This window comes from Flavobacterium sp., assembly GCF_046153165.1.
Classification (GTDB): Bacteria; Bacteroidota; Bacteroidia; order Flavobacteriales; family Flavobacteriaceae; genus Flavobacterium.
The window spans coordinates 1-4018 of the sequence record NZ_JBJXEN010000032.1 but is presented as its reverse complement, the minus strand read 5'-3'; the positions used below and the strand labels follow the sequence as shown (position 1 = coordinate 4018).

Sequence of the window (4018 nt, the reverse complement as noted above, 5' to 3'; positions counted from 1 at the left end):
AAATAAGTTAGATAAACTTGGTGTTCAAGCAGTTTTTTATTTTCATCCACCAAGTCAACATAAATATTACTTGTTTTACTGTCAAGGAAATAGGGGTTGTGAATATATATTTTAAACCATATATTTTCGTCTGGCAAATAAAGTTCTTTATCAATGTGCGCATAATATAATTTATCTAATTTATTATTTTGTGACTTAGCATCAAAATGAATCAATAAATAAAAAAATATAAAAATATAAATTAACCTCATAAATATCCTTGTGTATGAAATTAGTTAATGTATTATCCTTAATTTATAGCATAATATTTTAATATGATTTCTTCGAACTGCCTCAAACCTATCTTACACATGTTAAAAACAATGACTTAAGGTATGATATTTGTCATTAATTGTAGAAACTTTAGTCGAATAAACAAAATAAACTTGAACATATTTCGTAAAGTCAAAACATAAACCTATAAAATAGAGCAAACTAACTAATTATTAGTAAATTCAACTAAAAGCGTATGTATAGTACCCCTTTAAGATCACATTGCCCAATTACCACTGGTATAGATGTAATTGGAGATAAATGGACTTTGTTGATTATACGACATATGTTATTCCGCCAACAATATACTTACGGACAATTACTTGAAATAAAAGAAAAAATTGCTTCTAAGGTATTGGCTGATCGTTTAAGAACTTTAGTTGCTGATGGTTTAATTGAAAAAAGAAATCATCCAACTAATAAAAAAGTATTTTTATATACCTTAACGGATAAAGGAATCAGTACCATTGAGATAATGACAAAAATTATCAATTTTTCAGTTACCCATTATCGAAGTCAAATGCTCACTAAGCCAATCGATAAAACGAAATTATCCTATATGTATACGCATGCAAAATCAGAAGCAATATTTATAAAAGATACAAAAGCGGCGTATATTAAGTTTAGAAAAAAATTATTGGATTTTTAATCTGCTAAGATTTTTTGACAAATCAAACAATCAATCTGAAATATAACAAAGGCCGCTAGCAATAGCGGCCTCTTATTTTTCAAGGATTGATCAACCTATTAAAAACCATGAATACACTTGAAAACCTGAATAACCATTGACAAAAGAGTAGGTATTTTTACGAAAAGGATTTCGTTAAATACTATATTGAAAGCCAATAAAATGTATATATTTATTTAGCGGCTTTTAAAATATAAAAAATCATATTAAAATAATTTATTACATAAACTAGGCCCTGTTCAAAAAATCATTTTAGTGTAATGATTTAAATACCTAATGTTATAAATATAAATTTACAAAATCTAAAAGTTATGTTACGATTGTTATTTCTTTATTTAAGCTTTACTATAGGCATTAATGCATTTGCTTCCAACGCAATTGTGTCGAATAGTAATGAAATTGAAATTGCTAATAAGAATGCCAAGCCTGGAGATACTATTATCTTAAAAAATGGAATCTGGGAAAATATAACATTTAAATTGAATTGTAAAGGGAATAAAGAAAATCCCATTGTTTTTAAAGCTGAAACAAAAGGAAAAGTATTCATTACTGGAAATTCCAAATTATTACTTGGTGGTAATTATATAGTAATAGACGGGTTTTACTTTACAAAAGGTTATGCGGGTGAAGAGGCTGTTATTAAATTTAGTATTAATAATAACGAAATAGGCAATAATTGCAGGGTCACAAACACCGTAATTAATGATTTCAATAACCCCAAAAGAATCGATGAAAATTATTGGGTTGCTTTATATGGGAAAAATAATCGCATTGATCATTGTTCTTTCCTAAACAAAAAGAATTTAGGCGTTTTACTAGCGGTTATTTTAGAAGACGATAGAAGCAGGGCCAATTATCACTCCATTGATCATAATTATTTTGGTTTGAGAATTCCATTGGCATCAAATGGAGGGGAAATAATCAGAGTAGGAGTTTCAGAACATTGTGAATTTAATTCAAATACAAAAATAGAAGACAATTACTTTGAAAAATGCGATGGGGAGGCTGAAATTATTTCTATCAAGTCAGGAGAGAATATAGTAAAGAATAACTTATTTAAGGAATGCCAAGGTGCGGTTGTTTTAAGGCATGGGAATTACAATATTATTGAAAACAATGTATTCCTGGGCAATGGTAAAAAAGGAACTGGCGGAGTTAGAGTAATTAATAAAGGTCATTTAATAGTTAATAACTTCTTTTATAAGTGCAAAGGAGTAGATTTTAGGTCACCTTTATCTATTATGAATGGAGTGCCCAACTCCCCTGCTATAAGGTATGTAGGCGTATCTGACGCAGTCATTGCAAATAACAGCTTTTATGATTGTTCCCCTATTAGTTTTTGCGAGGGCAGTAATACAGAAAGAAGTTTGCAACCAAAAAATGTTCAATTTTTAAATAACCTTTTTTATAGTAAAACCGATACCACCATCTACCATATTTATGATGATATTAGTGGTATACAATTTTCCAATAACGGGGTGAACAACGATTTGGAAAAGAATTTAATTCAGGGATTTTATAAATATCAAACTACCATTAAAAAAAATGGTGAACTATTTATACCAATAGCTAAAACAAAAGGTGGAAGCTTAATTTCAGATTCGTTAAAGCAATTGATTAGCTTAAAACTAAACAGTTCCTTAAGTAAAGGGCCAGGCTATGAGGCTAAAGGCAATTTAAACCGTGTGTTAGAAAACGCATACACTAATTGTGGTGCAAAATGGTATGCTTTCAAAAAGGATATCGAAAATATAGTTTCAGTAGATTGTAATTCAGAGCAAGAAATTACTGCAGCATTAGAAAAATATAAGAATACCAGACTCTCTATTCACCTTACCAATAATAATTATACGTTCCCTTCAAACATTCAAATAAAACAAAATGTAATTTTTACAAGCCAAAATAGTAAAGTAATAACATTTAAAAGCTTAGTTGATTTAAGTAGTCTTTTTGTAATAAATGGAAGTTACTCACTGGAATTCAAAAATTTAAATTTGGCTCTACAATCCTTGAATGCTAAATCCTTTGTAATTAGCGACCCTTCTGGATCACCTAATCACTCAAGCTTCACAATGAAAAATTGTATTATAAATAGCTATAATGGAGTATTTTTTACTGCGTCAAAATCAAGCTTATTAGATAGTATCTTAATAAGTAACTGCTCTTTTACAAACGGGAAAGGTTTGATTTTTAATCTTTATAACGAGGACGACAAAAAAGGTTATTATAATGTTGAGAATATGAGAATAGCTAATAATGCAATCTCAAATCACGCCGGCTCAATTATAGCTATACTTAGAAGTGGCAAAGACGAAAGTACCTTAGGCCCTTTAGTTCAAATAGTGGACAATAAATTTACAAGTATTAAAGATGTGTCAAATACTTTAGTATTACTAAATGGTGTTCAAAAATCGATTATTCAAAATAATATTTTCAATAATTGCAATCCTACCAATAAAATAATTGAATACAAGGACGAAGTAAGAGCAGCACACATTATATTAAAAAACACTTTTGAAAAAAGCGGCGGTGTTATTAAAAACGAATTTGTTGTAAACAAATAATAGAAACCGTGTATTGATACAGTTGATTTATAAAGGATATGTTCCTAAAAAAGGGTAATCAACAAATATCAATCTGGTTTAAGCTTGATCTTTGTAAAGACTTGTAAATGAGGGAGTGCTAGTACAGATAAGCTAATAAATAGCAGTGTAAAAATGCCAGAAGCATCTTTACTATTGAGTGTTAAAAATGTAATATAAGTAAAGCCAAACCATGCCATGATTGAAAAGGGAGCCGCTTTGACAAGTAAGTTTTTCCACCCATGAAAATCATTGGGCATACTGAAGGTGATTCTTATCTTATCAAAGGATAATAAAGAGTGCCAGAACCCAAAATAAAAGGCAAAACAAAGCCATAGCGGCATAAAAAAGGCAAAAATGATTAGCGTAATCTGTTGTAAAAGAGAATAGTAATAATACTTATTATTTGAAAAAAATAACCCCTTAAAAAAGAATA

General features: G+C 29.2%; 4 protein-coding genes. 2 read left to right on the top strand and 2 right to left on the bottom strand.

The window, feature by feature from the left end; all coding sequences use genetic code 11:
* A partial coding sequence (locus ACKVOV_RS04530; RefSeq protein ID WP_409205582.1) for a hypothetical protein occupies window positions 1-251 on the bottom strand: 251 nt, incomplete at its 3' end.
* A 257-nt stretch (window positions 252-508) separates the two neighbouring features.
* Here ACKVOV_RS04530 and ACKVOV_RS04525 point away from each other — a divergent pair.
* Together ACKVOV_RS04525 and ACKVOV_RS04520 are read left to right on the top strand one after the other, a co-directional pair.
* Window positions 509-961 (top strand): winged helix-turn-helix transcriptional regulator, encoded by a 453-nt coding sequence (locus tag ACKVOV_RS04525; RefSeq protein WP_409205581.1) that lies wholly within the window; start codon window positions 509-511, stop codon window positions 959-961.
* A gap of 359 nt (window positions 962-1320) precedes the next feature.
* Window positions 1321-3564: a polysaccharide lyase 6 family protein gene (locus ACKVOV_RS04520; RefSeq protein ID WP_409205580.1), complete on the top strand. Its 2244-nt coding sequence runs from the start codon at window positions 1321-1323 to the stop codon at window positions 3562-3564.
* Between the two features lie 68 nt (window positions 3565-3632).
* On the opposite strand, the gene ACKVOV_RS04515 is transcribed toward ACKVOV_RS04520, so the two are convergent.
* On the bottom strand, window positions 3633-4018 hold a 386-nt coding region (locus tag ACKVOV_RS04515), incomplete at its 5' end, for a Brp/Blh family beta-carotene 15,15'-dioxygenase (protein ID WP_409205579.1).